This is a genomic window from Thermoanaerobaculia bacterium (assembly GCA_035260525.1).
Lineage (GTDB): Bacteria > Acidobacteriota > Thermoanaerobaculia > UBA5066 > DATFVB01 > DATFVB01.
This window is the reverse complement of record DATFVB010000059.1, coordinates 1-5,713: the sequence shown is the minus strand read 5'-3', so window position 1 is coordinate 5,713 and position 5,713 is coordinate 1. Positions and strand designations below refer to the sequence as shown.

Annotated in this window: 5 protein-coding genes; all 5 read left to right on the top strand. The window is 70.3% G+C overall.

Translation table 11 applies throughout. The features are described from left to right. The coding region (locus VKH46_02775; GenBank protein ID HKB69737.1) for a hypothetical protein at positions 1–695 on the top strand (695 nt) is incomplete at its 5' end. 260 nt (positions 696–955) lie between these two features. After that, positions 956–2,422, top strand: coding sequence for an S-layer homology domain-containing protein (locus VKH46_02770; protein ID HKB69736.1), 1,467 nt, complete (start codon positions 956–958; stop codon positions 2,420–2,422). Between the two features lie 153 nt (positions 2,423–2,575). Then, positions 2,576–3,907: an O-antigen ligase family protein gene (locus VKH46_02765; protein ID HKB69735.1), complete on the top strand. Its 1,332-nt coding sequence runs from the start codon at positions 2,576–2,578 to the stop codon at positions 3,905–3,907. Continuing rightward, complete coding sequence (locus tag VKH46_02760) at positions 3,904–4,425, top strand: hypothetical protein (GenBank protein HKB69734.1); 522 nt, start codon at positions 3,904–3,906, stop codon at positions 4,423–4,425. Before VKH46_02765 ends, VKH46_02760 begins: the two co-directional genes overlap by 4 nt. 2 nt (positions 4,426–4,427) lie before the next feature. Then, positions 4,428–5,630 (top strand): glycosyltransferase, encoded by a 1,203-nt coding sequence (locus VKH46_02755; GenBank protein HKB69733.1) that lies wholly within the window; start codon positions 4,428–4,430, stop codon positions 5,628–5,630. Positions 5,631–5,713: the final 83 nt, after the last annotated feature.

The following is a 5,713-nucleotide window of genomic DNA, read 5'->3' as shown; positions in this document are numbered from 1 at the left end:
TCGGCTCGGGGCCGGGTTTGAACGGCGCGAACTTCAAGACCTCTCTCCAGATGATCGCTCCCGTGGTCGGCGCCGACGTAACGGGCCGGCTCGTCTTTCATCCTGTCGGCGCGGGGGGGAGCGTCGACGACCCCTCGATCGACATCTTCGTCCCGCGCGGACACGCCCTGTCGTTTGCCGACGTCGTCGTCGCGATGGGACAGACGGGCTTCGGAACGCTCGATCTGATCGTTTCGGCGGATTCGGCGGTGCCGGTCACGCTCGCCCGCAACTTCAACGATCAGGGCAGCGCGGGGTCGTCGGGACTCGGCGAGGAGCTCGTCGCCGAGTCGGGCGCCTTCTCGAACGCGGGACAGATCGTCCCCGCCGGTTTCACCGGGTATCTCAGCGCGCCGGTGGACCCGGGGAAGGCGCGCCTGAACATCGGGCTGCGCACGCTCGACTCGGGAGCCTTCGTCACGTTCCAGCTCGAGGACTCGGCGGGGAACCTGAAGGCGACGTCGCAGTCCGTCTTCCCGCCCAACTACTTCAACCAGTTCCACGCCGAGCAGATGTTCGGCATGGATCTCGCGGCCAACGACGTCGTCGAGGTGAGCGTGTCGACGGGAAGCGCGATCGTGTTCGGCGCGACGACCGACAACGTCACGAACGATCCGAGCGCGCAGTTCGTCCACCCGGTCTTCGGCGTGCTCTGACCCGGGCGCGCGCGGCGGCGTCGCCGCCGCGCGCGTTCGTCCCGATCGATCCGTTCGCGCCGTTGCCCGAGAGAATCGAAGTGAATCGCTCGTATCGCGTGCGCCGATCGGCGAACGCGGGCATTTCGCTCATCGGATTTGAAGCGTTCAGATCAGGCGGCCGGCGGACGTTTCCTCTACCGTGAATCTCGTCAGAACAATCGGGATCGACGCCCCGGCCAGCACGCCGTCGCAACGGTCCCCAACACGAGGAGGACGTCATGCACGTTGAGACATCCACCCGGCGCCGGTCGGCGCCGACAATTCTTTTTGCCCTTCTGTTCCTTCTCGGGACGGCGCTCGCGGCCCGCGCGACGGTCGTTCCGGCTCCCCACGTCACGCTCAACGGAATCGCCGGCATCGACCTGCACGGCACGTTCGCGGTCTGGACTTCCGATCACAGCGGCTCCGGACACTTCACCGCGACGATTTACTGGGACGACAGTGATCTGGCCGCCACCTCGCCCGGGGCGGTGAGCTCGAACGGGCCAAAGATCTTCGAGACACAGGGCACGCACAACTATGCGGGACCGGGACCGGACCCTCTCATTCACGAGAGAATCTACAATGGTTTCGTCCACGTCACCGACTCGCAGGACGACTCTTCCGCGGACATCGGCTTCGCGGTCGTGATCCGGAAGAGCCAGCTCGTTCCCGCGGCCCTTTTCGCGGATGACAGCAGCGACGCGGAGACGAATTCGGACGTCGACGGTATCTTCGAGTTCGGCGAGACGATCCTGCTCAACCCGAGCTGGTCGAACGAGGCGGACAACCTGAACCACGTCACCGGCACGCTGTCGTCGTTCACGCGCGGCGGAATCACCGCGGGTGAGACCTATACGATCATGCGGGGCGCCGCCGAATACGGAAACCTGGCGAAGTACGACGTGCACGACTGCTTCAATGGCAACGTGCCGTGCTTCAAGCTCTCGGCGACGCTCACCGGCCCCCGTCCGCAGACCCACATCGATGCGCAAGTCACGGAGGAGGTCACCGGTGAAGTCTTTCATACCTGGACCATCCACATGGGCGGCAGCTTCTCCGACGTGGTCGTGAACTCGGGCTTCTACAAGGACATCGAGACGATCCTGCACAACGGAGTCACGCTCGGATATGGGGACGGAACCTTTGGTCCGGCCGGAACGACGACTCGAATGCAGGCTGCGATCTTCATCACGCGAGCGATGTTCCAGGGCGACGAGACCCAGATTCCCTCGACCGGAACGGGATACAACTGCAGCGCGGTGGACGGACTGTCGATGTTTACCGACATTCCGGCCACGAGCCCGTTCTGCAAGCACGTCAACTACCTGGCGAGCCGCCAGATCGTTCTCGGCTGCACCACGACCCAGTTCTGCCCGAACAATCTGATCAGCCGCGCCCAGACGGCGATGCTTCTCGCCCGCTCCCAGCCCCCGCTCTATCCGGGAGGAGAGACGGACGTACCGATGGCATACACGGGTCCGACGACGGGGCGGACGTATGACTGCAACGTCGCGACCGCCAATGTTCCCTTCCCGGACGTCTCCGCGAACCAGGCGATCTGCCGGTTCGTCGGCTACGTCTGGTCGCTCGGGATCGTGGACGGTTTCCAAGACGGAACGTTCCACCCGAACGGGCTCTCCAACCGTGCCCAGATGGCGAAAATGCTCACCCGCGCCTTCCAGCTGAAGCTCTACCAGCCGTAACGGTTCGGATCGGGGCCTCTTTCGAGGCCCCGATCCTCTCTTTCGAGGGCCGCGCCGGGAGTTGCTCCTCCCGGCGTTTTTCGTCTTCTCCGGGTTCTCTCGCGGCAGTTCGGCTCTTTGTTTTGCGCGGGCGATCACCCATAATCGCGCGCCGTGTCGCACCGCCGAAAGAGACGTCCGGCGCATCCTCCTGCTCCGGCGACGCGGCGGCAGGATTTCCTCGTTCCCATCGTCATGGCCGCGACGCTCGCCGCGGCGACGCTCGTCGTCGACGTGCGGGCGGAATCTCCCTTCGACGCGCCGAAACGTCTCGCCGCGACGGTCGGATGCGCGCTCGCGGCCGCCCTCGCGTTCGGGAGGGCGCGGCGCGGCTCTTCGCGCTGGCGCGACCTTTCACCCGCCTCCCGATGGACGGCAGGTCTGCTGCTGGCCGCGCTGGCGGCGACCGGCCTCTCGGCGGTGCTTTCGCCCCGGCGGGCTCCGGCGCTCGATTCCTGGAGGGAGATCCTGCTCGTCGCGCTCGCCCTTCCCGTCGGCGCCTCCCTCGCCGCGCCGGGATTCCGGATCGCGGCGTTCGGGTTCTTCTCCGCGGCGGTCGCGAGCGCGCTGCTCGCGCTCTCGGAGGCGGCCGGGTGGCGGTTGCCTCTCCCCGTCGTGAGCGTTCCCGGCCGGTCCGGCACGGGGGCGATGCTCGGCAACGAAGGGCTCCTGTCGATCGTCCTGTCGATCGCGGCCGTGGGCGCGTTGGCCGTCGTTCTCGGCTCGAGCCGGCGAGGCGATCGCCGGCTGGCCGCGGCGGCGCTCGTTCCGATCGCGGCGGTCCTCGTGATCAACCGGAATCTGACGTCGGCGGCGGCGGTCGCGGCCGGCGCCGCCCTGGTCGGATTCCGTCTCCACGGGCGGCCGGCGCTCCGGGCCGCCGCGGCGGCCGTGCTGGTCGCGGCGGCCGGGATCGCGCTCTACCCGCCGGCGCGCGCCCGCGTTCGTGAGGCCGCCGCATACCTCCGCGCGGGCGACTGGAATCGGCTTCTGAGCTACCGCGAGGGGCCATGGGTGGCGGCCGTCGAGATGATCCGCGAACGGCCTCTGTCCGGCTGGGGCCCCGGGACGTTCGGCGCGGAGTTCGTCCCCCACCGCCTCGCGGCGGAAGTCCGGCGCGGCGCGCGGTTCGTGAACCCGCGCGAGGAGAGCGCCTACGTCGAGGCGCACTGCGATTATCTCCAGGCGGCCGCGGAGGCGGGACTCCCGGCCGCGGCCGCCGCGGTCGCGGCGGCGACGCTCCTCGTGATCGCGGTCCTTCGGCGAGCTCGCGGCGGCTCGCCCGAGTTTCGGGCGTCGGCGGCGGGCCTCGCCGCCGTCCTGTGCACGGGCGCGGTCTCCGCGCTCACCTGGTTTCCGCTGCAGAGGCCCGCGTCCTCGCTTGCGCTCCTCCTCGCCGCCGGCCGCGCGTGGCGCATCGCGGGCCGGGGAGAGGAGCGCGAATGATCGCGCGCGCCGCGGCCGTCGTGCTGGTCCTCGTCGCGGCGACCGTCCCGGAGATCCGCCGCTACCGGGCGGAGAGGCTCCTGTGGCGCATGCACGCGGCCGCGGACCTCCTCGGGTCCGATCCGGCGCATTCGCCCGACTCGCGCGGGGTGGTCGAGTGGATCGACCGCTCCGCCGGGGAGGCCGCCGCCGCGCTGCCGGGCGACGGGAGGCCCTGGCTGCTCGAGGGCGAAGCGCGGCTCGATGTACGGGACTTCCCGGGCGCGCTGGCGGCGCTGCGGCGCGCCTCGGCCGCCGGCGAGCGCGCCGACGTCGATTTCGAGATGGGACGCGCGTTCGTGCTGTCGCGGGATTTCCGAAAGGGACAGGACGCGCTCGTGCGGGCGGCCTGGATCAGCCCCGCCGTCCTCTCGCCGCTCCCCGACGCCGCGCGGGAGGCGCTCGAACGGGAGATCGCGCGGCTGGCGGGCGAGCTCCGGCAGGGACGCCTGAAGTCTCCTCCGCCGCGGCCGGAGTGACCGTGCGCATCCTTTTCGTCACGCCGAGATTTCCGTTTCCCCTGCGCCGAGGGCACCAGGTGCGCGCGTTCCACCAGCTCCGTCTCCTGAGCGCGCGAAATCGGATCACGCTCTTCGCCGTGTCCTCCGAGGACGCGCCGCCGGACGCGATGGAGGCCGTCGCGCCGTTTTGCGAGGAGATCGTCCCGGTGAAGCTTCCCCCGGCGGCGGCGGCGGCGGGCGCGATGCGAGGCGCGTTTTCGGGGCTTCCGCTTCAGGCCGGCGTCTTCGCCGGAGCCGCGCTGCGCCGGCGCCTCGAAGAGACGATCCGCCGCCGCCGGCCCGACGTCGTCCACGTGCAGCTCGCGCGGATGGCGCCGGTGTGTGAAGAGGGAGTCGGAGTCCCGAGGGTGATGGATCTCGTCGACTCGCTGTCGCTCAACATGGAGCGCCGCTTCCGCCGCGACCGCGGCCCCGCGCGGTGGGCCGCGTACGCCGAATGGAAGTCGATGGCCCGCTACGAGCGGAAAATCGCGGCGACCTGGGAGCACGTGACGGTCGTGTCCCCGGTGGACCGGCGGGCGATCGGCGACTTCCCGCGCCTGAGCGTCAACCCGAACGGCGTCGACCTTCGCCAGTTCGCGTTCGTCCCGGACGGGCGCGCGGCGGCGACCGTCGTCTTCACCGGGAACCTCGGCTACTTTCCGAACGTCGACGCTCTCACGTGGTTCGCGGGGGAGATCCTGCCGTCGATCCGGCGCGAGGTGCCCTCGGCCGTCTTTCGCGTTTCGGGCGCGCGCCCCGCGGCCGCCGTCCGGGCGCTCGCCGGCGGGGAAGGCGTGCGAATCGAGCGCGACGTCGACCGGATCGAAGGCGCGCTCGCGGGCGCGACCGTCGCCGTCGCGCCGATGCGCGCGGGGTCGGGGCAGCTCCTGAAGATCCTCGAGGCGATGGCGTCGGGCGTTCCGGTCGTCGCGACCTCGCTCGCGGCCTCGGCGTTCGATTTCGTCTCCGGGCGGGAGCTCCTCGTCGCCGACGACGCCGCGGAGTTCGCATCCGCCGTCTCGCGCCTCCTCCGGGACCCGGACGAGGCGAAGGCGATCGCGCTCCGCGCCCGCAGGAGGGTGGAGGAGCGCTACGGCTGGGAGCGCTCGGTCGCCGACCTCGAGCGGATCTACGCGTCGGTCGCGCGCTCTTCGCCGGAAAGCAACCCGAGCGACCGGTAGAGCGCGATGTGGCGCTCGGCGGCGCCGCGCGGCTCCCGGTCCGGAGAGAGCGGCGGGTCCGCGACGCCGGCGACGAGGATTCC